The 23,162-nt window shown below is 61.6% G+C and carries 24 protein-coding genes; 21 read left to right on the top strand and 3 right to left on the bottom strand.

Going from position 1 to position 23,162, the window contains the following annotated elements; translation table 11 throughout:
• Window positions 1-92 precede the first annotated feature (92 nt).
• The 18 genes from ABN482_RS11375 (at window position 93) to recO (ending at window position 15,986) form a co-directional block, all read left to right on the top strand.
• Window positions 93-608: a YceD family protein gene (locus ABN482_RS11375; RefSeq protein WP_349504095.1), complete on the top strand. Its 516-nt coding sequence runs from the start codon at window positions 93-95 to the stop codon at window positions 606-608.
• Between the two features lie 72 nt (window positions 609-680).
• Complete coding sequence (rpmF, locus tag ABN482_RS11370; RefSeq protein ID WP_109061439.1) at window positions 681-863, top strand: 50S ribosomal protein L32; 183 nt, start codon at window positions 681-683, stop codon at window positions 861-863.
• A 74-nt stretch (window positions 864-937) separates the two neighbouring features.
• Window positions 938-2,020, top strand: coding sequence for a phosphate acyltransferase PlsX (gene plsX, locus ABN482_RS11365; RefSeq protein WP_349504094.1), 1,083 nt, complete (start codon window positions 938-940; stop codon window positions 2,018-2,020).
• Window positions 2,020-3,006, top strand: a complete 987-nt coding sequence (locus tag ABN482_RS11360; RefSeq protein ID WP_349504167.1) for a beta-ketoacyl-ACP synthase III — start codon at window positions 2,020-2,022, stop codon at window positions 3,004-3,006. The genes plsX and ABN482_RS11360 overlap by 1 nt, the downstream gene beginning before the upstream one ends.
• Before the next feature lie 60 nt (window positions 3,007-3,066).
• Window positions 3,067-3,999 carry an ACP S-malonyltransferase gene (gene fabD, locus ABN482_RS11355; protein WP_349504093.1) on the top strand — a complete coding sequence of 311 codons (933 nt, stop codon included), beginning with the start codon at window positions 3,067-3,069 and terminating at the stop codon, window positions 3,997-3,999.
• Window positions 4,000-4,001: 2 nt separating this feature from the next.
• Window positions 4,002-4,757 carry a 3-oxoacyl-ACP reductase FabG gene (gene fabG, locus ABN482_RS11350; RefSeq protein WP_349504092.1) on the top strand — a complete coding sequence of 252 codons (756 nt, stop codon included), beginning with the start codon at window positions 4,002-4,004 and terminating at the stop codon, window positions 4,755-4,757.
• 199 nt (window positions 4,758-4,956) lie between these two features.
• Complete coding sequence (gene acpP / locus ABN482_RS11345) at window positions 4,957-5,196, top strand: acyl carrier protein (RefSeq protein WP_109061444.1); 240 nt, start codon at window positions 4,957-4,959, stop codon at window positions 5,194-5,196.
• Window positions 5,197-5,428: 232 nt separating this feature from the next.
• Window positions 5,429-6,658 (top strand): beta-ketoacyl-ACP synthase II, encoded by a 1,230-nt coding sequence (fabF, locus tag ABN482_RS11340; RefSeq protein WP_349504091.1) that lies wholly within the window; start codon window positions 5,429-5,431, stop codon window positions 6,656-6,658.
• 1 nt (window position 6,659) lies between these two features.
• Window positions 6,660-7,172 carry a protein YgfX gene (locus ABN482_RS11335; protein ID WP_349504090.1) on the top strand — a complete coding sequence of 171 codons (513 nt, stop codon included), beginning with the start codon at window positions 6,660-6,662 and terminating at the stop codon, window positions 7,170-7,172.
• Window positions 7,169-7,768 (top strand): RNA polymerase sigma factor RpoE, encoded by a 600-nt coding sequence (gene rpoE / locus ABN482_RS11330; RefSeq protein ID WP_349504089.1) that lies wholly within the window; start codon window positions 7,169-7,171, stop codon window positions 7,766-7,768. The genes ABN482_RS11335 and rpoE overlap by 4 nt, the downstream gene beginning before the upstream one ends.
• 12 nt (window positions 7,769-7,780) lie before the next feature.
• Complete coding sequence (locus ABN482_RS11325; RefSeq protein WP_349504088.1) at window positions 7,781-8,287, top strand: RseA family anti-sigma factor; 507 nt, start codon at window positions 7,781-7,783, stop codon at window positions 8,285-8,287.
• The gene (locus tag ABN482_RS11320; RefSeq protein WP_349504087.1) at window positions 8,287-9,333 is read left to right on the top strand and encodes a MucB/RseB C-terminal domain-containing protein; all 1,047 of its coding nucleotides are present in this window, start codon (window positions 8,287-8,289) and stop codon (window positions 9,331-9,333) included. The genes ABN482_RS11325 and ABN482_RS11320 overlap by 1 nt, the downstream gene beginning before the upstream one ends.
• A gap of 55 nt (window positions 9,334-9,388) precedes the next feature.
• A complete protein-coding gene (locus ABN482_RS11315; protein ID WP_349504086.1) occupies window positions 9,389-10,870 on the top strand; it encodes a DegQ family serine endoprotease in 1,482 nt (493 codons plus the stop codon).
• A 91-nt stretch (window positions 10,871-10,961) separates the two neighbouring features.
• On the top strand, window positions 10,962-12,755 hold the full coding sequence (gene lepA / locus ABN482_RS11310; protein WP_349504085.1) for a translation elongation factor 4: 1,794 nt from the start codon (window positions 10,962-10,964) through the stop codon (window positions 12,753-12,755).
• The gene (gene lepB / locus ABN482_RS11305; protein WP_349504084.1) at window positions 12,752-13,636 is read left to right on the top strand and encodes a signal peptidase I; all 885 of its coding nucleotides are present in this window, start codon (window positions 12,752-12,754) and stop codon (window positions 13,634-13,636) included. The genes lepA and lepB overlap by 4 nt, the downstream gene beginning before the upstream one ends.
• 25 nt (window positions 13,637-13,661) lie before the next feature.
• A complete protein-coding gene (rnc, locus tag ABN482_RS11300; protein WP_349504083.1) occupies window positions 13,662-14,444 on the top strand; it encodes a ribonuclease III in 783 nt (260 codons plus the stop codon).
• Complete coding sequence (gene era, locus ABN482_RS11295) at window positions 14,441-15,331, top strand: GTPase Era (RefSeq protein WP_109061454.1); 891 nt, start codon at window positions 14,441-14,443, stop codon at window positions 15,329-15,331. The genes rnc and era overlap by 4 nt, the downstream gene beginning before the upstream one ends.
• Window positions 15,332-15,416: 85 nt before the next feature.
• A complete protein-coding gene (gene recO, locus ABN482_RS11290; RefSeq protein WP_349504166.1) occupies window positions 15,417-15,986 on the top strand; it encodes a DNA repair protein RecO in 570 nt (189 codons plus the stop codon).
• A 56-nt stretch (window positions 15,987-16,042) separates the two neighbouring features.
• Here the strand turns inward: recO and epsC are convergent, their stop codons facing one another.
• From epsC to ABN482_RS11275, 3 genes are all read right to left on the bottom strand, one after another.
• A complete protein-coding gene (gene epsC / locus ABN482_RS11285; RefSeq protein ID WP_349504082.1) occupies window positions 16,043-17,008 on the bottom strand; it encodes a serine O-acetyltransferase EpsC in 966 nt (321 codons plus the stop codon).
• 162 nt (window positions 17,009-17,170) lie between these two features.
• The gene (lnt, locus tag ABN482_RS11280) at window positions 17,171-18,760 is read right to left on the bottom strand and encodes an apolipoprotein N-acyltransferase (RefSeq protein WP_349504081.1); all 1,590 of its coding nucleotides are present in this window, start codon (window positions 18,758-18,760) and stop codon (window positions 17,171-17,173) included.
• Window positions 18,761-18,782: 22 nt separating this feature from the next.
• Window positions 18,783-19,676 carry a CorC family transporter gene (locus ABN482_RS11275; protein ID WP_349504080.1) on the bottom strand — a complete coding sequence of 298 codons (894 nt, stop codon included), beginning with the start codon at window positions 19,674-19,676 and terminating at the stop codon, window positions 18,783-18,785.
• Between the two features lie 214 nt (window positions 19,677-19,890).
• On the opposite strand from ABN482_RS11275, the gene ABN482_RS11270 reads away from it, so the two are divergent.
• From ABN482_RS11270 to ABN482_RS11260, 3 genes are all read left to right on the top strand, one after another.
• Window positions 19,891-21,009 (top strand): NADH:flavin oxidoreductase/NADH oxidase, encoded by a 1,119-nt coding sequence (locus tag ABN482_RS11270; protein WP_349504079.1) that lies wholly within the window; start codon window positions 19,891-19,893, stop codon window positions 21,007-21,009.
• A 121-nt stretch (window positions 21,010-21,130) separates the two neighbouring features.
• Window positions 21,131-21,544, top strand: a complete 414-nt coding sequence (locus ABN482_RS11265) for a hypothetical protein (protein WP_349504078.1) — start codon at window positions 21,131-21,133, stop codon at window positions 21,542-21,544.
• An 80-nt stretch (window positions 21,545-21,624) separates the two neighbouring features.
• Window positions 21,625-23,052: a PepSY-associated TM helix domain-containing protein gene (locus ABN482_RS11260; protein WP_349504077.1), complete on the top strand. Its 1,428-nt coding sequence runs from the start codon at window positions 21,625-21,627 to the stop codon at window positions 23,050-23,052.
• Window positions 23,053-23,162: the final 110 nt, after the last annotated feature.

Genomic DNA, 23,162 nt, shown 5'->3' with positions numbered 1-23,162 from the left:
TTTTCGTCGGCTAGGCCTCTGTAATGAGTGGATCGCCTCAGGATAAACTGCAAAAAGCAGGGCAGCAATCAGCAGAACAGAATCTGCATTGCGTGAATTTGCTTGAGTGGCGACGATTGTCGTACTCGACGGAAGGTCGGTTGCCGCTGGCGCGTTTTTCCCGGCTGCTTGATGGTCTGCCTGAACAGTTGTCGCAGGCCGGTGTGTCATGGTCTGCACGTTGCGTCAGGGGTGTGCGTGGCGAGCCGCGTTTCGAGCTCGAGGTCAAGGCGGATCCGCAGGTCGAGTGTCAGCGTTGCCTGGAGCCCTTTCCCTGGTCAATCGATGTGCATGCCACGTTTGATCTGGTCGATAGCGAGGCAGAACTGAATGCCGACGCGCCAGGTGGTGAAGAAGAGGATGGCATGCTGGAGGAGCCCGAGCGGCTGTTGTGCTCCAGTCGATTCGATCTGCTTGGTCTGATCGAGGATGAATTGGTGCTGGCGGTGCCTTATGTGCCTCGTCATGCGCAGTGTGAATTGCCGGTCGAGGTCGAGCCGGCACCCGAGTTGCCCGAGCGTCCGTCACCTTTTGCGGCGCTGGCGGCATTGAAAGATAAAAAGCAGTAATCGTTTTTGAACCACTTGCGGGTCGCCAGTTGCGTACATCGCGTACAATACGATCCGTTTCCAGGAGTTATCATGGCTGTTCAACAAAACAAGAAGTCTTCCTCCAAGCGTGGCATGCATCGTTCCCACGACTTTCTGACCAACCCACCCACGGCCGTCGAGCCGACGACGGGCAAGGTTCACCTGCGTCACCACATCAGCGCCGACGGTTTCTACCGTGGCCGCAAGGTGCTCAAGACCAACAGCGAAGACTGATCCGCCTGTCAGGTCGAACAGTGGCGCCGGCAGGTCCGGCGCCGACTTCTTTCTGGTCCTGAAAAGCTGACATCGTGATACGTATCGCTATTGACTGCATGGGCGGGGATGCGGGTTTGCCCGTGACCGTGCCGGCAGCGCTTGATTTCTTGCGTCGCTATCCGGATGTTCATGTGCTGCTGGTCGGCCTGTCCGAACCCATTGGCGCGCTTGTTGCCGCAGATGCTGCTGCACCCAGGGATCGCATCGAGATCATCCATGCCGACGAAGTCGTGGCCATGGATGATCCTGTCGAGGTTGCCCTGCGTCGCAAGAAGAATTCCTCCATGCGACTGGCTGCTCTGGCAGTCAAGGATGGTCAGGCCGACGCCTGTATCTCTGCTGGTAATACCGGTGCCTGGATGGCGGTGTCGCGTTATGTGCTCAAAACGCTGGATGGCATAGACCGGCCGGCGATTGCGACTGCACTGCCTAACCGCAAGGGTGGCGGAACGACCGTTCTCGATCTCGGAGCCAATGTCGATTGCACGCCCGAGCACCTGCTGCAGTTCGCGGTCATGGGGGCCGCTCTGGTCCAGTGCCAGACTGCCGGACTCCGACCCAGCGTAGGGTTGCTCAATATCGGCGAAGAGGCGATCAAGGGCAATGATGTGGTCAAGGAGGCGGCAGAATTGCTGCGTGCCAGTCCGCTCAACTTCTACGGCAACGTCGAGGGCAACGATATTTTCAAGGGTACGGTCGATGTCGTGGTCTGTGACGGCTTCGTCGGCAATGTCGTATTGAAATCGGTGGAGGGGCTGGCGAGTATGCTGTCGGGCATGATTCGCGAAGAATTCCACCGCGGCTTGCTCAGCAAGCTGGCTGGCCTGTTTGCAAGTCCCGTGCTGGGCCGACTGCGTACCCGGGTGGATAATCGTCGCTACAATGGCGCAGCCCTGCTGGGGTTGCGCGGCGTGGTCATCAAGAGCCACGGTTCTGCCGATGCCTATGCCTACGGTTGCGCGCTTGAGCGTGCCCGCGAGGCAGTGGCCAATGGCCTGCTGGAACGAACTGCACAGCAGGTTGCCGAGATTCGGCGCAGCCTTGATGCGGCGGGCGTATTGCCGGCCGATGCACGGCATGATGCGAATGGCGCAGAAGGAGGCGCCGTCGCTTGATGGGAGTCACCATGAAATATGCTCAGATCGCCGGTACCGGCAGCTATCTGCCCCCACGAGTGGTGTCCAATGACATGCTGGCTGAAGAGCTGGCAAGTCGTGGCATTGAAACTTCCGATCAGTGGATCGTCGATCGTACCGGTATCCGGCAGCGTCATATTGCCGATCGGGGCGTGACAACCAGTGCACTGGCGACCGAAGCGGCCCGGCGGGCACTCGAGGATGCCAATGTCACGGCCGATGAGGTCGATCTCATCATCGTGGCGACGTCCACACCCGATTTCGTGTTTCCAAGTACGGCCTGCCTGGTGCAGGGACGCCTTGGTTCCGTTGGTGCCGCGGCGTTCGACGTTCAGGCAGTGTGCAGTGGTTTTGTCTATGCCCTGACGACAGCCGACAGTTTTATCCGTGCGGGTCGCGCACGCTGTGCGCTGGTCATCGGTGCGGAAGTGTTTTCCAGCATTCTGGACTGGAGCGACCGCAGTACCTGCGTCCTGTTCGGCGATGGTGCCGGTGCGGTCGTCCTGCGCGCAGCCGACGAGCCGGGCATCAAGGCTGCCAGTCTGCATGCTGATGGCAGCCAGATGAAAATCCTCTGTGCGGCAGGCAATGTGGCCTACGGACAGGTGACCGGTGATCCTTTCCTGCGGATGGATGGTCAGGCGGTGTTCAAGCAGGCCGTGACCGTGCTGGAGAAATCGGCGCGTGAGGTATGCGAAGAGGCCGGAGTCGCGCTCGATCAGATCGACTGGATGATTCCGCACCAGGCAAACCTGCGCATTCTCAATATGCTGGCACGCAAGCTGGGCGTTCCCATGGAGCAAGTCGTGGTAACGCTGGATCGCCATGCCAATACATCGGCTGCCAGCGTACCGCTGGCATTGGATGTCGCGCGGCGCGAAGGCCGCATTCTGGCAGGACAACATGTGCTGATGCAGGGTGTGGGTGGCGGCTTCACCTGGGGATCCGTGCTGGCCCGCATGTAATGTTGCCGGGCGGCGCGATTTCTCTGCAACCAATCATTCGCAAACGAGGCAAATCCATCCATGAAAATTGCTTTTGTCTTTCCGGGTCAGGGCTCCCAGTCTGTCGGCATGCTTGATGCATGGGCCGGCAATGCGGCTGTGTCAGCGATCATCGAGCAGGCCGGTCAGGCGCTGGGTCAGGATCTGGCTGCGCTGATCGCACAGGGCCCTGCCGAGCAGCTCAACCTGACGACCAACACCCAGCCCGTGATGCTGGCTGCCGATGTGGCGATCCATGCCGCCTGGCTGGCTGCTGGCGGTGCACAACCCGCCGTCATGGCAGGGCACAGTCTGGGCGAATATGCCGCCTTGACGGCGGCAGGTGTGCTGTCGCTTGAGGATGCCGTGCGCCTGGTGCGCGTGCGTGCCGATGCCATGCAGTCCGCCGTGCCGGTGGGTACCGGGGCGATGGCCGCCATTCTGGGGCTGGATGATGCGGCTGTCGTTGCCGTCTGCCAGCAGGCCGCGCAGGGCGAGGTGGTCGAGGCCGTCAATTTCAATGCGCCGGCTCAGGTCGTGATCGCTGGGGCCAAGGCGGCCGTCGAGCGCGCCTGCGAGGCTGCCAAGGCAGCCGGTGCCAAGCGCGCCCTGCTGCTGCCTGTGTCTGCCCCCTTTCATTCCAGCCTGCTTGAGCCGGCCGCCAAGGTGTTGCAGTCGGCGCTGGCCGGTGTCGAGATCAAGGCACCGCAGGTGGCTGTCATCAATAACGTCGATGTGGCTGTCCAGGCTGCACCGGATGCCATCCGCGATGCGCTGGTCCGGCAGGCCTGGCACCCTGTGCGCTGGGTCGAGACCATCCAGGCCATGAAGGCACAGGGCATCACGCACGTGGTCGAGTGCGGCCCTGGCAAGGTGCTGAGCGGACTGGTCAAGCGCATCGATGCCGACCTGACCGCATTGTCGATTACCGATCCGGCATCGCTTGATGCCGCCCTGACTGCTTTGGGAGCATGAACATGTCTGAAACCACTCTTGAACTGACTGGCAAGGTTGCGCTGGTGACCGGTGCCACTCGCGGTATCGGCCAGGCCATTGCACTCGAGCTGGCGCGTGCCGGTGCGGTCGTGGTCGGTACGGCAACTTCCGAGTCCGGTGCCCAGGCGATCAGCGCTTCTCTGGCACCCTTCGGCGGGCGTGGCGTCGTACTGAATGTCACCGATGCAGCAGCCAGTGAGGCGCTGGTGGCCGAACTGAACAAGGAAGCTGCTGCCGGTCCCCACATCCTGGTGAACAATGCGGGCATCACGCGCGACATGCTGGCCATGCGCATGAAAGACGACGAATGGTCGGACGTGATCGATACCAACCTGTCTGCCGTTTTCCGTCTGTCGCGCGCCGTGCTGCGCAACATGATGAAAGCCCGCTGGGGTCGCATCATCAACATCACGTCGGTGGTGGGTGCCAGCGGCAACGCCGGACAGGCCAACTACGCAGCCGCCAAGGCGGGTGTGGCCGGCCTGAGCCGCGCGCTGGCGCGCGAGCTGGGCAGTCGTAATATTACGGTAAACTGTGTCGCACCCGGCTTCATCGAAACGGATATGACGCGTGGCCTGAGCGAAAACCAGACCGCCGCCCTGCTGGGCCAGATTCCGCTGGGTCGCCTGGGGGCGGCTGCCGATATCGCCCATGCCGTTGGTTTTCTGGCAAGTCCCCGTGCCGAATACGTAACGGGGGCAACGCTGCACGTCAATGGCGGCATGTATATGGAATAAAGCCGTATCTGGCCAGATACACTCGCTGTACAGGGCTGGAAACAGGATTTTGAGGTGCGTTGAGCATGGGGCTTACCCGGACAAACAGCGTCCGGAAGGCTTTTTTTCCCATTCAATGCGGTTTTTTGTCATGGCCGGTGTATGCAAGCGCCTACGCTTGGCTATAATTCGCGGGACTTGTCCCTTATTGGAGATCTGCATGGAAAGCATCGAACAGCGCGTCAAGAAGATCGTCGCTGAACAACTTGGCGTCAACGAAGCCGAGATCAAGAACGAATCTTCCTTTCTTGACGACCTCGGTGCCGATTCACTCGACATGGTCGAATTGGTAATGGCACTCGAAGACGAGTTCGAAACCGAGATTCCCGACGAGGAAGCCGAGAAAATCACCAACGTGCAACAGGCCATCGGCTACATTACTGCCAATTCCAAGCAGTAATCTTGCATGTTCGAAGCTGGTCATGCCATCGTGGCATGACCCAGTCTACATGGGTGGCGCAGGTGGGTCCGGCGTGTTGCATGATGGGCGCAGAAGCGGCTCATGCTTCCCGGATCCCTCGGCCACCTTTTTTTGTCGCCAGGCTGCACCTCTGGCAAAGGCGTGCGTCTCAGCATGCTGCCAGCCGATGGTGCCGCATGGAGGCATTGTTTGTATGTTTTAGGAGTCTTGCGTGAAGCGACGCGTCGTCATCACCGGCCTGGGCATCGTCTCTCCCGTAGGCAACGACATTGCCACCGCCTGGGACAACATCGTCAATGGACGCTCCGGCATTGACCGGATCACCCGTTTCGATGCCTCGGGCCTGAACTGCCACATCGCCGGCGAGGTCAGGGGATTCGATATCGGCCAGTACATTTCCGAAAAAGAAGCCCGCCATATGGATACCTTCATCCATTATGGAGTGGCCGCAGGCATGCAGGCATGGCGTGACAGCGGCATTGTCGTCACCGAGGAAAACGCCGAGCGCATCGGCGTGGTGGTTGGCTCCGGTATCGGTGGCCTGCCGCTGATCGAGCAGACTCAGATCGAATACCAGGCACGTGGCGCGAGGCGTATCTCGCCGTTCTTCGTGCCGGCATCCATCATCAACATGATTTCCGGACACCTGTCGATCCAGTTTGGCCTTAAGGGGCCCAACTATTCGATCGTGTCCGCCTGCACCACAGGCCTTCACTGCATCGGCGATGCAGGCCGCCTGATCGAATACGGCGATGCCGATGTCATGCTGGCCGGCGGTGCCGAGTCGAGTGTGTCGCCCCTGGGTGTCGGTGGCTTTGCCTCCGCGCGTGCACTGTCGACTCGCAACGATGATCCGCAAACGGCGTCGCGCCCCTGGGACAGGGATCGCGACGGTTTCGTACTGGGCGAAGGCGCTGGCGTGCTGGTGCTCGAAGAGTATGAGCATGCCAAGAAACGTGGTGCCCGCATCTATGGTGAGCTGGCTGGCTATGGCATGAGCGCCGATGCTCACCACATCACCGCGCCGGATCGCGATGGTCCACGCCGTGGCATGCTCAATGCGATGCGCAATGGCGGCTTCAATCCCGACGAAGTGCAGTATGTCAATGCGCACGGCACCTCCACGCCGCTGGGTGATCGCAACGAAACCGAGGCACTCAAGCTGGCTTTTGGCGATCACGCACGCAAGCTCACGGTCAACTCCACCAAGTCCATGACCGGCCACCTGCTGGGCGCGGCAGGCGGTATCGAGGCTGTGTTCACGACGCTGGCCGTCTACAACCAGATCTCGCCACCGACCATCAATATCTTTAATCAGGATCCGGATTGCGATCTGGACTACTGCGCCAACGAGGCGCGGTCGATGAAGATCGACATCGCCCTGTCCAACTCTTTCGGCTTCGGCGGAACCAACGGTTCCATGGCCGTGCGCAAGGTCTGAGTTGACGGCGGCACGGGGGCCTGTTTCCAAGACAGCATTCCGGACGGTCCATACCACTGTCCGGCCATCCCGTTTCATGGCGCTGGCAGCGTTGTTGCTGGCGCTGTTTTTTCTCCTCTCCATTTTGCTGCTGAGCCGGGACTTGCCTGTCATGGTGTCCTGGTTGGTCTTGCTGGTGGCATCTTGCCTGGTGCTGGCGGCATGCCGGCATGCATGGCGGCAACGCATCGCTGCGGTGGCCGCAGCGCCGGGCGCACCCTGGCAGGTGCGGACGGCCTGTACCGGCTGGCGTAGTGGCAGGGCGCTTGGTTTTGCCCGGGGGCCGGGCTGGCTGCGCATCCAATTGCAGCCGTGCAATGATGGCACTTCTGCTGTTGCCTCCACGGGCAGGCCGTTCTGGTTTACGCTGTGGCGTGACAGCATGCCGGCACCCGCCTGGCGTCGGCTTCAGGTCATCGCCATGTGGCAGGGGCAGCGCCGCATGGCAGATGTCCGTCAACAGGAATATGTATGAGCGAACGCGATGTGGATAACGAGCTGGTCGTTCGCGTTCAGCGCGGGGACAAGACCGCATTCGATCTGCTGGTGCTCAAGTACCAGCGCAAGATCATGCGGCTGGTGTCCCGCATGGTGCGCGATCAGGCCGAGGTCGAGGATGTCGTGCAGGAAGCCTTTATCAAGGCCTACAGGGCGCTGCCCCAGTTTCGCGGCGATAGTGCCTTCTATACCTGGCTCTACAGGATCGCCATCAATACGGCTCGCAACTGGCTGTCATCGGCAGGTCGCCGTCCGAGTGCGCCCAGCGCAATCGAAACGGAAGACGGTGAAACTTTTGACGAAACAGACAACCTAACGGATATCAGCACCCCTGAATCCGTGCTGGCAAGTCGTCAGGTCGCCGCTGCAGTCAATGAGGCGATCGAAACCTTGCCGGACGAGTTGCGTACGGCAATCGTTTTGCGCGAGATAGAAGGCATGAGCTATGAAGACATTGCACAGAGCATGGGCTGTCCGATTGGCACGGTGCGTTCACGAATTTTCCGGGCACGCGAAGCTATATCCGCACGCCTGCGGCCATTGCTGGATACCGACGCCGAGCGTCGCTGGTAGGAGTCACACAAAATGCAAGCTGCTGTAAAAACTGACGATCAGGCTGCCTCGCCGAACCGGCAGGAGCTGCTGTCTGCCTGGATGGATGGCGAACATGCGGGGCCGCTGCCGGAAGTGCTGCATACCGCAGCCGGGCGAACACAATGGGAAGCCTGGCACCTGATCGGCGACGTGCTGCGCAGTGAACAGCTTTCGGCGGGGCCCAGTGCACGCTTTCGGGCGAACATGGCGGCTGCGCTGGAACAGGAGGCGGTCATCGTCTCGCTGTCGCGCAGGCAGCGTTTTGCCCGTGCCGGCCTGTCCGGACTGGCCGTCGCCGCAGCCGTGGCCACGGTCGTCTGGATCGCCCAGCCGTATATGGTGACCCCATCGCCTGACAGTACACGGATATTGGCCGAGGCCTCCACCGGTCCCGTCGATGCCGCAGATGCCAGCAAGCTGCATGGATATCTCGATGCGCATCGGCAGTTTGCAGGCAGCGGCATGGTGCAGCAGGCATCCTACGGGGTGCCCCGATAATGTCGGCGCGTCTGGCGATGGCGGGGAGCAAGCGAGGCGGTCTGGCGCAAAGGTGCGTGGCGCTGTGCCTGTTCCTGGCGGCGGGCCTGGCACAGGCACAGGCTCCTGCGCCACAGGATGCTCCGCAGGTCGACGAGGACGCGGTGGCATTGCTGGATCGTATCCAGCGTGCTGCATCCCGCCTGGATTACAGCGGTATTTTCACTCGCCAGTATGGCAATGAACTGTACGCATCACGTATTGTTCATATCCTGGATGGTACCGGCGAGCGGGAGCGGGTCGAGTCTCTCGATGGTGAGCGTCGCGAGTTTCTGCGCCACAACGATGAAGTGCAGTGCCTGATGCCGGAGCAGAAAACGGTCTACATGGAAAAGCATCGCCAGGATCGCTTTCCAGGCCTGCTGCGCGAAGACAGCCACGATATCGGCAGCCATTACAACGTCGTGCCTACAGGCGAGCAGGAACGCGTTGCGGGCCATACCTGCAACTGGGTCGCCTTGCAGCCGGTAGATGACCTGCGCTATGGCTACCGCCTGTGCGTCGATACCGACAATGATCTTCTGCTCAAACGGCAGACGTTCGATACCGATGGTCAACTGGTCGAGCAGGTCGCTTTCAATATGCTGCAACTGGGTGATCAGGTGCAGACTGACTGGCTCAAGAGCGATTGGGCCCCGCGCGACTGGAAAGTGGTGGAGCCGGTGGTGGCATCGGTCGATCTGGCGGGACAGGGCTGGCGCATTCCCGTGCCGCCAGGCTTCAAGCCCGTGCTGGAAGTCGAACGCATGATGGGGCCGGAACGCCCTGTCAGCCAATGGGTTTTGTCTGATGGCCTGTCTGCATTGTCGGTCTTTATCGAACTTTACAAAGATCAGGATGCTGAACACCATCCCAAGGGAACTTTGCAGTTTGGCGCTGTCCATGTATATGGAGCGCGGCTGGCGGATTTCTGGCTGACAGCGGTCGGCGAGGTGCCGGCCCGGACACTGCAGCGCCTGGTGCAGGATAGTGAATATGTGCCCAGGCAGGATGCAGCGCCCCGTTGATAATCGTATGCCAGTCCCCATCTGGTATTGCAGTATCATTTTCGGAGCATGACACATGCATATTGATAAAGTTTCTCATCGTTTTCTGCGGCTGATTGCCGCCGCGGCGGCTGCCATCAGCCTGCTGCAGGCGCCGGCCGCAATGGCCCAGTCGGTGACTGGTCTGCCTGATTTCACCCAGATCGTCGAAAAGACTGATCCTGCCGTCGTCAACATCCGTACCACTGCGACCGTTCCTGTGCGCAATTTTGGCGGCAATGGTGATCCCTACGACATGTTCCGCTGGTTCTTTGGCCCGGATTTCAATCCGGGTGGACAGGGCGCACCCGGTCCGCGCGGTCGTCAGCAACAGCCGCAGCAACCCCAGGCACCGCAGGAAGAGCGCACCGTGCCGCGTGGCGTGGGCTCGGGCTTCTTCATCTCCAATGATGGCTATATCCTGACCAACGCTCATGTGGTCGATGAGGCAACCGACATTTTCGTCACGCTCAGCGATGGCCGCGAATTCAAGGCCAAACTGATCGGCTCCGATGCCCGTACCGACGTGGCGCTGGTCAAGATCGATTCCGACCAGAACATCACGCCACTCGAGATCGGCGATCCCAAGTTGCTGCGCAAGGGGCAATGGGTGCTGGCCATCGGTTCTCCGTTCGGACTCGAATCCACTGTGACGGCCGGTATCGTCAGTGCTACAGGTCGTGATACGGGCGAGTACCTGCCGTTCATCCAGACCGACGTGGCCGTCAACCCCGGCAATTCGGGTGGCCCGCTGATCAACCTGAACGGTGAAGTGGTGGGTATCAACTCGCAGATCATCTCGCGCAGTGGCGGCTTCATGGGCATTTCTCTGGCCATTCCCATCGACGAGGCCATGCAGGTGGTCGACCAGTTGCGTGCTACCGGTCATGTGACCCGGGGTCGTATCGGCGTGCAGATCGGTGAAGTCAGCAAGGAAGTGGCCGATGCCATTGGCCTGCCCAAGGCGGAAGGCGCACTGGTCAGCATGGTCGAGCCCGATGGTCCTGCCGACAAGGCGGGTGTCGAGGCGGGCGACGTGATCATCAAGTTCAACAAGCAGCCGATCACTCGCTGGTCTGACCTGCCGCGCATCGTGGGCCAGGTCAAGCCGGGCACCGAATCTTCGCTTGAAGTCTGGCGCAAGGGCCGTGCCCGTACGCTCAAGGTCACTGTGGCCCAGATGGAAGATGGCAATGCCGCTGTCGCCGACAGTGAAAGTACCGAGAATGCCGCACCTGCGCAGACCAACGCACTGGGCTTGGCGGTGACGGAACTGACGGCCGAAGCCCGCGAACGCATGCGTGTGCGTGGTGGCGTGCTGGTGCAGTCGGCCGAGGGGGCCGCAGCATCGGCAGGCCTGACCCAGGGGGATGTCATCCTGGCGCTCAATGACCAGGATGTGACGTCACCCAGCCAGTTCAACCAACTGGTCACGGGGCTGGATACGTCCCGTGCTGCCGCATTGCTGGTGCGTCGGGGCGAGCAGACGCAATGGGTCGCTGTGCAGCCCGCCAAGTAACGCTAAAATGGCGGATTGACGCGAAGGGGCGCGCTGCGCCCCTTTTTTTGTCCTGGCTGACGGACCTCTCTCTGATTGCCCTTCACACTACATGCAGCGTATACGCAACTTTTCGATTATTGCTCACATCGACCATGGCAAGTCGACCCTGGCTGACCGCCTGATCCAACGCTGTGGTGGCCTGCAGGACCGCGAAATGTCCGAGCAGGTGCTTGATTCGATGGACATCGAACGCGAACGCGGCATTACCATCAAGGCACAGACGGCTTCGCTCAGCTACAAGGCCCGTGATGGTCACACCTATTATCTGAATCTGATCGACACCCCGGGACACGTCGACTTCTCCTATGAGGTCAGCCGCTCCCTGGCAGCCTGTGAAGGTGCGTTGTTGGTGGTCGATGCATCGCAGGGGGTCGAGGCGCAGACTGTGGCCAACTGCTATACCGCCATTGACCTTGATGTCGAAGTCGTCCCCGTGCTCAACAAAATGGATCTGCCGTCGGCCAATCCCGAGGCGGCTGTCGAGGAAATCGAAGACGTGATCGGCATCGATGCCACACGCGCCATTCCTGCCAGTGCCAAGACAGGCATGGGTATCGACGATATCCTCGAAGCTGTCGTTGAACGCATTCCTGCGCCGAAAGGCGATCCGGATGCCCCTCTGCAGGCGCTGATCGTAGACTCATGGTTCGATAACTATGTGGGTGTGGTCATGCTGGTACGGGTCTTCAACGGTTCACTCAAGCAACGTGACAAGATCCTGTTGATGGCGACAGGGGCCGCGCATCCCTGCGAGCAGATCGGTGTGTTCACGCCCAAGGCCGAACAGCGCCAGAGCCTGTCGGCAGGTCAGGTCGGTTTCCTGATCACGGGGATCAAGGATCTGGCACACGCCAAGGTCGGTGATACCGTTACCCTGGCCAACAAGCCGGCCAGCGCGGCACTGTCAGGCTTCAAGGAAGTCAAGCCGCAGGTGTTCGCCGGCCTGTTCCCGGTCGAGTCGAGTCAGTACGATGCGCTGCGCGATTCGCTCGACAAGCTCAAGCTCAATGATGCCGCCCTGCAGTACGAGCCCGAAGTGTCCCAGGCGTTGGGCTTCGGCGTGCGTTGCGGCTTCCTGGGGCTGTTGCACATGGAAATCGTGCAGGAGCGCCTGGAGCGCGAATTCGACATGGACCTGATCACGACCGCGCCGTCGGTGGTGTATCAGGTCGATCTGCGCGATGGCACCACGATCTCGGTCGACAGTCCGGCACGCATGCCCGAAGTGGGCAAGCTGCTCGATATCCGCGAGCCGGTGGTCACGGTCACGCTGTTCATGCCGCAGGAATATGTGGGACCGGTCCTGACGCTGTGTACCGCCAAGCGCGGCACCCAGATCGACATGTCCTACCATGGCCGGCAGGTACACCTGGTCTATGAAATCCCGCTGGCCGAGATCGTGCTCGATTTCTTCGATCGTCTCAAGTCGGTTTCGCGCGGTTACGCGTCGATGGACTACGAGTTCAAGGAGTATCGCAGCGCCGATGTGGTCAAGGTCGATATTCTGATCAACGGTGACCGGGTCGATGCGCTGTCGCTGATCGTGCACCGTTCCAACGCCCGCTACCGGGCCCGCGAGGTGGTGTCCAAGATGCGTGGCCTGATCCCGCGCCAGATGTACGATGTGGCGATCCAGGCAGCCATCGGGGCCGAGGTCATTGCCCGTGAAAACGTCAAGGCCCTGCGCAAGAATGTGCTGGCCAAGTGCTACGGTGGCGATATCAGTCGCAAGAAGAAGTTGCTCGAAAAGCAGAAGGCCGGCAAGAAGCGCATGAAGCAGGTCGGCAGTGTCGAAATCCCGCAGGAAGCCTTCCTGGCCATTTTGCAGGTGGAAGAAAAATGAGTTGGAACTTTGCCCTGATCCTGTTCATCCTGCTGCTGGTCACCGGTGTGATCTGGGGGCTGGATGTGGCAGTCTGGCGCCGCAGGCGCCGCCAGCGCGTGGCTGATGTCATGGCCCATTATGATGCGATTGCGGCCGGTCCGGCTGAAGTGGTGGCACAGGAGCGTGAACGCGCCCTCGAAGAAGCCCGTCACGTTCCCTGGTGGATCGAGTATGGCGTCAGCTTCTTTCCGGTCATCCTGTTTGTGTTCGTGCTGCGCTCCTTTGTGGTCGAGCCGTTTCGCATCCCTTCCGGCTCCATGCTGCCGACGTTGCAGTCGGGCGATCTGATCCTGGTCAAGAAGTACAGCTATGGCATGCGCTTGCCCGTGCTCGACCGCAAGGTCATCGAAACCGGTCAGCCGGCACGTGGCGATGTGATCGTGTTCCGCTACCCTGTCGAACCCGAGGTCGATTACATCAAGCGCGTCGTCGGATTGCCGGGCGACGAGGTCGCTTATCTGGACAAGCGGCTCTTTGTCAACGGCCAGGAAATCAAGCATGAACGTGCCGATGAATATTTCGAGCCGGATCGCATGCTGTATACCACGCGCTACCAGGAGCACCTGGGCGATGTCGATCACAGCATCCTGCTCGATGAGCGCAATTACCAGGCGCTGGGCCCGATCACCAACTTTCCCTTCCGTGACCAGTGCGAATATGCCCGTAATGGTGTGCGTTGCAAGGTGCCGGAAGGACATTATTTCGTGATGGGTGACAACCGCGACAACAGCCAGGACAGTCGTTACTGGGGTTTCGTGCCCGACCAGAACATTGTCGGCAAGGCATTCTTCATCTGGATGAACTTCAGCGACCTGGGCCGTATTGGCCGCTTCGATTAACCGTTTTCAATAGATAAACCTTCGCATGTCGTTTGCCGCCCTAGAGCGCCGCCTCAATTACACCTTCGCCAATCCTGCCATGCTGCAGCAGGCGCTGACCCATCGCAGCCATAGCGCCCACCACAACGAGCGCCTTGAGTTCCTGGGCGACGGCGTACTCAATTTCGTGGTGGCAGCGCTGTTGTACGAGCGTTTCCAGAACATCGACGAGGGTGACCTGTCGCGCGTACGGGCCAGCCTGGTCAAGCAGTCCACGCTGGCCGATATTGCGCAGCGGCTGGACCTGTCAGGCTATCTGCGCTTGGGCGAGGGTGAACTCAAGAGTGGTGGCTTTCGCCGGCCGTCGATCCTGGCCGATGCCGTCGAGGCCATTCTGGGGGCCATCTATCTCGACCAGGGTTTCGAGGCTGTGCGGCAGGTCATTGCCGGCCTGTACCGAGAGTTGCTCGACAAGGTCGATCCCGATACGCAGGGCAAGGATGCCAAGACGCTGCTGCAGGAGTGGCTGCAGGGGCGTCATCTCGAATTGCCGCAGTATCAGGTGGTTTGCATTCACGGCGTAGCCCATGATCAGCAGTTCGAGGTCGAGTGTGCCGTACCGGCTTTCGATATTCATATCCGTGCTACCGGCAGCAGCCGCCGTGCTGCCGAGCAGACGGCTGCCGGGCTGGTGCTCGAGCAGCTTCTGCCATTGTCGCCGGTCGACATCAAGCGCCGGCAGGCCGCCGGCAAGGCGCGCCAGCAGGCCGAGCGCCTGGCACAGTTCAAGGCTACCCATGGACGGGCGGCACAAGGAGAATCCCGATGAGTACGCCTTTCCGTTGTGGTTTTGTGGCTGTGGTCGGTCGACCCAACGTCGGCAAGTCCACGCTCAGCAATGCCCTGATCGGTGCCAAGGTATCGATTGTGTCGCGCAAGGCGCAGACGACACGGCACCGTATCCATGGCGTGCTGACACGCGAGCACGAGCAGTTCGTGTTTGTCGATACCCCCGGCTTCCAGACCCGCCATGGCGGCGCGATGAACCGGATGATGAACCGGGTGGTCACGCAGACGCTGGCCGATGTCGATGTGGTGGTGCATGTGGTCGAAGCTGGCAAATGGTCGGCGGGCGATGCCAATCTGCTGCCGTTGTTGCCCAAGGATGGCACCAAGGTGATCCTGGCTGTCAACAAGATCGATGCCCTCAAGAACCGCGACGACCTGTTCGCTTATGTCGGCAAGCTGGCCAGCCTGTATCCCTACGATGCCGTGGTGCCTGTCAGTGCGCTCAAGTCGCGCCAACTGGATCACCTGCTCACGGAAATTGCGCAACGCCTGCCGGAAGGCGAGCCCATGTTCGAAGTGGATGCGCTGACGGACCGTTCGACCCGTTTCATCGCGGCTGAACTGATTCGCGAAAAAATCTTCCGCCTGGTCGGTGACGAGTTGCCCTACGCCTGTACCGTGGTCATCGAGCAATGGGAAGAAACCGAAAAGGGGGCCAGCGTGGCGGCCTGCATCGTAGTCGAGCGCGACAGCCATCGCCCCATTCTGCTGGGCGCGGGCGGGCAGCACATGAAGCGCATTGCCACCGAGGCACGCCAGGAACTGATCAAACTGCTCGACAAGCCCGTGCATCTCGAGGTCTATATCAAGGTGCGCAAGGGCTGGTCGGACAAGGAAAGCGCGTTGCGCGAACTGGGGTATGAATAGCCCGGTGGCGACTGTTGCGCCCGAGGCCGGTCCGGCCGCCGGGCGTGAGCGCCGCCCGGCACGCCCGCGGGCACGGACCCAGCGGGTGCAGGATGCCCCAGCCTATATTCTGCACAGCACTGCCTGGAAGGAAACATCGCTGGTCGTGCAGGCCTTTTCCCGTGAGCATGGCTTGCTGGCACTGGTCGCGAAAGGTGCCAAGCGGCCCCACTCCCAGTTGCGTCCCGTATTGTCGGCCTTTCAGCCGCTGCTGCTGTCCTGGACCGGTGCCGCCGAGGTCAAGACCATGACGCATGGCGAGGCTGCAGGCATTCGTCCGCTGCAAGGTACGGCCTGGATGTCGGCCTGGTACCTCAACGAACTGCTGCTGCGCATGCTGCCGCGCGAAGACCCCCATCCTGCGCTGTATGATGCCTACGAGTATGCGCTGCTGTCCCTGGCTGCCGGGTTGCGCCCGGCGGCGGCGTTGCGTCGCTTCGAATGGATCCTGCTGCACGAGAATGGCTATGGTGTGGACGAGGCCATGCCGGATTTCGGGGATCCCGCGCTGGCACCGCAATTGCGCCAGCAATTGCGCGAACGGCTGGAGCAGCATCTCAGCGGCCGGGAACTGGCCACCCGCAAGGTACTGATGGATCTGCAACGGCTGGGTTGACGGTGCTGTGTCTGCAAAGCCTGCGGTATGGACTACTTGGTCGGGCCCGTAGTGAGTTACCCCGCATGCTCGGCCAGGATGTCGGCTGCCGGTGTGTTGAGCAGGCTGTTCTGCGTGATGTGCGTGTCGGCATCGACACTGTGTGTCAGCCAGACATTGCCACCGATGACTGAGCGGCTGCCGACGGTGATCCGGCCCAGCAGCGTGGCACCGGCATAGATCACCACATCGTCCTCGATCACAGGATGGCGGGGAACACCCTTTTGCAGCACACCGTTCTGGTCAGTCGGAAAACGCCTGGCCCCGAGTGTCACGGCCTGATAGAGGCGGACCCGCTCGCCAATCACCGTGGTCTCGCCGATGACGACCCCGGTACCATGATCGATGAAGAAGCTGCCACCGATAACCGCGCCCGGATGGATATCGATGCCGGTGTCGCCGTGGGCGATCTCGGCCACGATGCGGGCCACCAGGGGGGCACCGAGGCGATACAGAGCATGGGCCAGGCGGTGGTGGATGATGGCCGTGATGCCCGGATAGCAGAGCAGGACCTCGTCCACGCTGCGTGCGGCCGGGTCGTTGTCGAAGGCGGCCTGCACATCGGTATCCAGCAGTGCGCGCAGGTCCGGCAACTGCGCGGCGAAGTCGGCCACGATATCCACGGCGCGTTGTTCTTCCTCGGGCGTGGGGTCGGTATGACGAGCTGCGTAGCGCAGTTCCAGTTTTACCTGTGCCAGCAATTCGTCAAGCACCGTGCCCAGCGTATGGCCGATGTAGTAGTTTTCGCGGGTCTGCTTCAGGTCGGCCGGACCGAGGCGCATCGGAAACAGTGCTCCCGTCAGTTGCTGCACCAGTCGGCGCAGCACCTCGCGTGAGGGAAATTCGCGGTTGGTTTCTTCCTGGTTGCGCTGCTGGCGGCTGCGCCAGCGGGCACGCACCGTGTAGAGTTCAGCGACGATCTGGTCGATATTCCAGCGCGAGGGGCCGGAGTAGGGCAGGATGCCCGAGCGTAGTTCTGTCATGGGATAGGCCGTGGTATCGGATATTCAGGAATCGGATGCCGACAGCTTAGGCAGAATTTCGCTCTGGGTGAAATACAGGGAAATTGAAAGATTATTTCCAGATTGCATGAACGGCCCCGTCGACCTTTCGACAGGCTATAAAGACACGCTGCAATGGCTGGGTCAGTCGCGTCGACGCAGGCGCGTCAGCAGGGCCAGCGCCAGGATCAGTCCACACAGGATGAGGACCGGTCGGTCGGCCCAGCGGGCATAGGGTGTCAGGCCTGTCATGCCCTGTACCTGCGCATCAAGCACGCCCGCTTCGTAGACTGGCAACTGGCCGATCACGATGCCACCATCATCGATGGCGGCCGTGACGCCGGTATTGGTGGCCCGCAGCATGGGGCGGGCGGTTTCGAGCGCACGCATGCGGGCGATCTGCAGATGCTGGCGCAGGGCCCATGAATCGCCGAACCATCCCAGGTTGCTGACATTGACCAGAATCGTGGCACCCGGTGTTCCTGTTGCTGCATCTGGTTGCAGGGCAGGCAGCAGTTCGTTGCCGAAGACGTCTTCGTAGCAGATGTTGGGGGCCAGGTACTGTCCTTTTAGCGGGAAGGGGGCCTGTGCGGTCGTGCCCCGGGTGAAATCCCCGAGTGGAATGCGCATGCTGTCGACCAGCCAGCGGAATCCGGGCGGTACGAATTCGCCGAAAGGCACCAGGTGGTGTTTGTCATAGCGCATGTCTGGCCGGCCCGACAACAGGGCCTCGCGGGAGGTGTCGCGATCGATGCCGATGACACTGTTGGCGTATTCGCCACGGGCAGGGTCAAGCAGCGGCGCGCCCAGCATGACGGTTGCGCCGGTATAGCGTGCCAGCATGCGCCAGTCGTCCCACAGCATCGGATCGATCTGGTTCTGGAAGGCCGGCACGATGGTTTCGGGCAGGACGATCAGTTCCGGCGTGTTCTCAGGGAAAGGGCTCAGGCTGAGCTGCTGATGATGTGCGAGTGTCGCGGCCAGCGTTTCGGGGTTGAACTTGACGCCCTGGTCGATATTGCCCTGAACCAGCCGGACCTGCAGCGGTTCGCCATAGGGTTCCGCCCAGCGGTTGGACAGGCTCCACCAGCCGGTCAGCAGGACAGGAAATACGATCAGCAAGGGGCTCAGCTTGCGCGTACCGCCATTGCGTTGCCCGTACTGGGGCTCGGCAGGCAATGTGAGCAGTGCCAGGGCGGCGGCACTCAGGGTCGCCATGAACGCAACACCGTAGCTGCCCAGCACGGGTGCCCAGCCGGCATAGGGGCTGTCGACATGGGCATAAGCTGCATTGAGCCAGGGGAAACCGGTCAGCAGCGTGCCTCGCAGCCATTCAGCCCCGGTCCAGCAGGCTGCCCAGACAAAGGCTGCCGTCATGGGGCGGCGCAAGGGATCGGCCCCTGCCAGCAGCCGCGTCAGCCAGCAGGCCAATGCCGGGTACAGCGCCAGCAAGGCCGCCAGCACGAAGACCGCCAGGCCCGCCAGCGCAGCGGGCATGTTGCCGTAATCGTGCATGCTGATGTACAGCCAGTAGAGACCGACACCGAACAGGCCGGTGCCGAATCCCCAGCCGTCGGCAGCGGCCCGCCGTAACGAGCGGGCTTGCAGGACAAGCCGTGCCAGGAAGGCCAGGCACAGCAGGTTGAGTACCGACAGCAGGCTGGCAGGCAATGGGCCTGGGGAGAAACTCAGCGCGCACAGAGCGCCAATCAGGATCAGCAGGAGTGTGCGCATGCTTCTGTTTCGTCGTTCCAGGTCAGTCGTTGGGTAAGGCGTCCGGCGCAGGCTGGATTCCGGGTTGGTTGCGTTCGACACGCAGCCACAATGCCCGCCGGCTATCGGCGCGGATCACCTCGATGGTCAGGTTGCCGCGAGCGCACTGGTCTCCACGCTGGGGAATGCGTTCGAGTTCGCTTGCCAGCCAGCCACCGATGGTGTCGTATTCGTCCTCGGGCAGATCGGTGCCGAAGGTGGCATTGAACTGGTCGATGTCGGTCGTGGCCAGGACACGCCAACGGTTGTCGGACTCGGAAAAAATGGTCTGCTCGCTGTCCTCGTCGTATTCGTCCTCGATGGCACCGACGATCTGTTCCAGCACGTCCTCCATCGACAGCAGCCCCGAAATGCCACCATGTTCGTCGATGACGATGGCCAGGTGATTGCGGGTGCGACGGAAATCGTGCAACAGCGCGTCGAGCCGCTTGGTTTCGGGGACGAACATGGCCGGCCGCAGCAGGGTCCGGATGTCCTGCTCGGGGTCGAGCAGGCTGCGCAGCAAGTCCTTGGCCAGCAGGATACCCAGGATGTTTTCGCGATCATCTTCGTAGACGGGAAAACGCGAGTGCGCCGTCTCGATGATGGTGGTGACCAGCTCATTGATCGGCTGCGTGACTTCGAGCATATCCATGCGCGAACGTGGCACCATGACATCGTCAACGGTTTGCTCCGAGATGGCGAGTGCACCCTTGATCATGGCGTAGGACTCGGCATCGATCAGGTCGCGCGCACGCGCGTCGTCGAGCAGGTTCTTGATGCCTTCGCGATCGCTGGGCTCGCGCCGCAGCATGTTCTGGAGCCGGTCCAGCAGGGAAGGCTTGGGAGATTTGGAAGATTGGGCGGTATCCGCCCCGCTAGAGTTGGGATCTGACATCGTCCTTCCGGACAAGTTGAGGAAAAGTGAGCATAACCGAAACGGTATGCATCGTTTGTAACACAAGCGGTCTTTTTGCGCCATTGAGGCATTTACCAGGTGCTTCTTCCTGGATATAAGTGGATGGAATGAGGGTGTGCCGGATCGTCATGACCGCCGGCAGCAATTTGCTTCTATAGTCGATAGACCTTTTTCATTCTGGTGGAGCGTTGGCATGACATCCCTGTTTTCACCCCTGGCACTCGGTCCGGTCGAGATTCCCAATCGCATCGTGATTGCGCCCATGTGTCAGTATTCGGCCGAAAATGGCCTGGCGTCCGACTGGCATGTGCAGCATCTGGGGGGGCTTTCCCAGTCCGGTGCCGGTCTGCTGATCCTCGAGGCGACGGCCGTCGAGCCGCGTGGCCGCATCAGTTGGGCCGATCTTGGTCTGTGGGATGACGCCACGCAGGCTGCGCTGGCACGTGTGCTGGCTGCGGTGCGTCGCTACAGCCATGTGCCGCTGGGCATCCAACTGGCACATGCCGGGCGCAAGGCCTCCGTGGCGCGTCCCTGGGAAGGAGGCCTGCCGCTGCCGCCCGGTGATCCGCATGGTTGGCAGACCATTGCGCCTTCGGACCTGCCGTTCCTGCCGGACGGGCCGGCACCGCAGGCGGCTACCCTGTCCGAGCTGGACGATATCGTCCAGGCCTTCGCCGCCGCTGCCCGCCGTGCCGATGCGCTGGGTTTCGAGGTGATCGAGATCCATGCCGCGCATGGATACCTGTTGCATCAGTTCCTGTCGCCGCTGGCGAACCGGCGCGAGGATGACTACGGCGGGACGCTCGAAAACCGGCTGCGCCTGACCCTGCGGGTATTCGATGCCGTACGAGCTGCCGTGCCCGCGTCGCGAGCCGTGGGCGTGCGGATCTCGGCGTCCGACTGGGCCGAGGGGGGCTGGGATGTGGCCCAGAGCATAGAGCTGGCCCGGCAACTGGAGCAGCGGGGCAGCCATTTCATCCACGTTTCCAGTGGCGGCTTGAGCACGTTGCAGCAGATCCCGTTGCGTGCCGGCTACCAGGTGCCGTTTGCGGAGGAGATACGCCGGCAGGTCGGCACGCCGGTGATTGCCGTGGGCCTGATCACTGATCCCCATCATGCGCAGGCCATTCTCGACCAGGGACAGGCCGATGCCATCGGCATTGCCCGGGGTGTGCTGTACGACCCTCGCTGGCCGTGGCATGCCGCCGCGGCACTGGGTCGGACGGTGCCGGTCGCGCCCCAGTATCTGCGCGCAGAACCGCATGATGTGAAGGGTGTGCTGGTGCCGGCGACACAGTTCCCGCGGCACTAGGGGCTGCCATCAATTGTTCGGATGAGCGATGCCACAGAAGAAAGACCACTGGTTTCCGGTGGATAACGGGTCTGGTTATATAGGCGCAAAGGCATCTGGAGCCGATGCTAGAATCGCGGCCATGTTTCCCTCCCACCTTCTTTCGCGTCCGCTCACGCTGCGTCTGCTGCTGTGGGCGCTCGTGCTGGCCGTGCTGGTGCGGGCCCTGGTGCCGTTCGGATACATGCCTGACCGGACGGCGCGCAATGCCACCTGGCTGGGGCTGAGTCTGTGCCTGAGTTCGGACCGAACCCTGGCTGTTGTGCAGAAAACATGGGAAGGCGAAGCGATCCAAGGGGCTGATGGCGACACGGTGCCGGACTGTATGTTTGGCGTCATGAGCCAGCCTGTTCTGGATTCTATGCGGACAGGTGACAGCGTGGGCAGGTTGCTCCTGTCCTGGCATATCGTGTTGTTGCCGATATTCCAGGCCATTCCCGTACAGCCCGCAATCGGCCCTCCGCTTGGGCAGCGGGCCCCACCCGGCTTTGCCTGATCCTGCTTGCGGGGGAGCGTCCGATGGCGCTTCCGCTCCGGTTGCCATGCTGTGCGACCGTATCGATACAGGTTTGAATCATGAAGCCCCTCAATTCCAGCAGGCATGCGCTGGTCGCGTTCGTGACGCGCATGCATTTCTATATCGGTCTTTTCGTCGGCCCGTTCATTTTCATTGCTGCCTTGACGGGTACGCTCTATGTACTGACGCCCCAGCTCGAGCAGTATGTCTATGCCGATATGTTGCAGAGTGACGCTGAAGGGCCGCCACAGCCGCTGGCCCTCCAGGTCGAGGCTGCGCGCATGGCAGTCGGCGAGGACCCGCGCCTGTTTGCGATACGGCCAGCGCCGGCTCCGGGGGCGACCACGCGAGTGATGTTTACCCAGCCAGGCCTGGGGGAATCCGAAACCCGTGCCGTATTTGTTGATCCTGCAACCCTGACTGTGCTGGGCGAGGAGATCGTCTACGGTACCAGTGGCATCCTGCCGCTGCGCATGACTCTGGATTATCTGCATCGCAACCTGCTGTTGGGCGACCTGGGGCGCAACTATAGTGAACTGGCTGCCTCCTGGTTGTGGATTGCCATTCTGGGTGGACTTGTTCTGTGGTGGCAGGGAGGCCGGCGCAACCAGGCTGACGTGGCAACACGTAACCCCCGTTTGAGGCACCGTCGCCTGCATGCTTTGATCGGGCTGTGGCTGGCGCTCGGGCTGGTGTTCTTCTCTGCAACCGGGCTGACCTGGTCGCGCTGGGCCGGCGAACGGGTGGATATGTTGCGCAACGCCATGGGATGGATCACACCGGCCATCACCGTGGAGTTGGACAGACCGATCGATGCGCCCGCGCCGACGGATCCACATGCCGGGCATGAAGGGCATGCCTCCCATGACAATGCCATGATCCATGCGGAACATGGCGGGCACAGTGGGCACACCTCCGTGTCGTCCCACGTTCTGCATGCGCCTGCAGGCGAGGCCGCCCAACTGGATGCGGTGCTGGCGGCAGCCCGTGCAGCCGGCATCGATGCCGGCATGCTCGAAATACGCCCGCCCCGCAATGACCGGCAGGCCTGGCGGATCAGTGAAATCGATCGGAGCTGGCCAACCCAGGTCGATACCGTGGCCGTGGACCCCGCAACGATGCAGGTGACCAGCCGTGCCGATTTTGCCGAGTTTCCGCTGGTATCCAAACTGATCCGCTGGGGCATCGACGCACATATGGGCGTCCTGTTCGGTGTCGTGAATCAAGTGCTGATGGCATCCATGGGCATGGCACTCATGTTCATGATCGTGCTGGGCTATCGCATGTGGTGGAGTCGCCGGCCTGCTGCGCCGGTGCCTGGTCAGACCCTGGGCCGTGCCTGGGCTGCGTTGCCGTTGTTCTGGAAGGGAGGGGTGCTGCTGCTGGCAGTCATGCTGGCATGGTGTCTGCCGGTGATGGGGGCGAGCCTGGTGGTGTTTGTGCTGGTCGACTGGTTACGCGGCAGGCTCGCCGGCAAGCGCTCCTGATTGTGGGGGCTGTTGTTCCGGCATTGCCGTTCCCTGCGACTGCAATGCGACGCGGGGGACGACCACCCCCTAGAGGGGAAGAAGGCAATCCAAACCCCCCCACCCCCACT

Source organism: Corticimicrobacter sp. (assembly GCF_040137905.1).
In the GTDB taxonomy this organism is placed as follows: domain Bacteria; phylum Pseudomonadota; class Gammaproteobacteria; order Burkholderiales; family Burkholderiaceae_B; genus Corticimicrobacter.
The sequence above is the reverse complement of the archived record's forward strand: the minus strand, read 5'-3'. Positions and strand labels throughout refer to the sequence as shown.

Bases quoted from the DNA above. Each gene is read 5' to 3' on its own strand.
- rpmF (WP_109061439.1), top strand. From the start codon at position 681: ATGGCTGTTCAACAAAACAAGAAGTCTTCCTCCAAGCGTGGCATGCAT.
- ABN482_RS11360 (WP_349504167.1), top strand. From the start codon at position 2,020: ATGGGAGTCACCATGAAATATGCTCAGATCGCCGGTACCGGCAGCTAT.
- fabD (WP_349504093.1), top strand. From the start codon at position 3,067: ATGAAAATTGCTTTTGTCTTTCCGGGTCAGGGCTCCCAGTCTGTCGGC.
- fabG (WP_349504092.1), top strand. From the start codon at position 4,002: ATGTCTGAAACCACTCTTGAACTGACTGGCAAGGTTGCGCTGGTGACC.
- acpP (WP_109061444.1), top strand. From the start codon at position 4,957: ATGGAAAGCATCGAACAGCGCGTCAAGAAGATCGTCGCTGAACAACTT.
- rpoE (WP_349504089.1), top strand. From the start codon at position 7,169: ATGAGCGAACGCGATGTGGATAACGAGCTGGTCGTTCGCGTTCAGCGC.
- ABN482_RS11325 (WP_349504088.1), top strand. From the start codon at position 7,781: ATGCAAGCTGCTGTAAAAACTGACGATCAGGCTGCCTCGCCGAACCGG.
- ABN482_RS11320 (WP_349504087.1), top strand. From the start codon at position 8,287: ATGTCGGCGCGTCTGGCGATGGCGGGGAGCAAGCGAGGCGGTCTGGCG.
- ABN482_RS11315 (WP_349504086.1), top strand. From the start codon at position 9,389: ATGCATATTGATAAAGTTTCTCATCGTTTTCTGCGGCTGATTGCCGCC.
- lepA (WP_349504085.1), top strand. From the start codon at position 10,962: ATGCAGCGTATACGCAACTTTTCGATTATTGCTCACATCGACCATGGC.
- lepB (WP_349504084.1), top strand. From the start codon at position 12,752: ATGAGTTGGAACTTTGCCCTGATCCTGTTCATCCTGCTGCTGGTCACC.
- rnc (WP_349504083.1), top strand. From the start codon at position 13,662: ATGTCGTTTGCCGCCCTAGAGCGCCGCCTCAATTACACCTTCGCCAAT.
- era (WP_109061454.1), top strand. From the start codon at position 14,441: ATGAGTACGCCTTTCCGTTGTGGTTTTGTGGCTGTGGTCGGTCGACCC.
- epsC (WP_349504082.1), bottom strand. From the start codon at position 17,008: ATGACAGAACTACGCTCGGGCATCCTGCCCTACTCCGGCCCCTCGCGC.
- lnt (WP_349504081.1), bottom strand. From the start codon at position 18,760: ATGCGCACACTCCTGCTGATCCTGATTGGCGCTCTGTGCGCGCTGAGT.
- ABN482_RS11275 (WP_349504080.1), bottom strand. From the start codon at position 19,676: ATGTCAGATCCCAACTCTAGCGGGGCGGATACCGCCCAATCTTCCAAA.
- ABN482_RS11270 (WP_349504079.1), top strand. From the start codon at position 19,891: ATGACATCCCTGTTTTCACCCCTGGCACTCGGTCCGGTCGAGATTCCC.
- ABN482_RS11265 (WP_349504078.1), top strand. From the start codon at position 21,131: ATGTTTCCCTCCCACCTTCTTTCGCGTCCGCTCACGCTGCGTCTGCTG.
- ABN482_RS11260 (WP_349504077.1), top strand. From the start codon at position 21,625: ATGAAGCCCCTCAATTCCAGCAGGCATGCGCTGGTCGCGTTCGTGACG.